Source organism: Neorhizobium sp. LMR1-1-1.1 (assembly GCF_040675795.1).
Classification (GTDB): domain Bacteria; phylum Pseudomonadota; class Alphaproteobacteria; order Rhizobiales; family Rhizobiaceae; genus Neorhizobium; species Neorhizobium cellulosilyticum.
On sequence record NZ_JBEGHE010000103.1, the window covers coordinates 1 to 255 of the forward strand.

1 rRNA gene is annotated in these 255 nt (G+C 56.9%); it reads left to right on the forward strand.

Features of this window, described 5'->3' with window-relative positions:
• Positions 1-255, forward strand: a 23S ribosomal RNA gene (locus MRBLMR1_RS30880); the annotation flags it as partial.

Consider the following 255-nt stretch of genomic DNA (forward strand, 5'->3'; position numbering starts at 1 on the left):
CTTTACACTGGCATTCGTGTCGGCATGTGTAGGATAGGTGGTAGGCTTTGAAGCGGGGACGCCAGTCTTCGTGGAGCCATCCTTGAAATACCACCCTTATCGTCATGGATGTCTAACCGCGGTCCGTTATCCGGATCCGGGACAGTGTATGGTGGGTAGTTTGACTGGGGCGGTCGCCTCCGAAAGAGTAACGGAGGCGCGCGATGGTGGGCTCAGACCGGTCGGAAATCGGTCGTCGAGTGCAATGGCATAAGC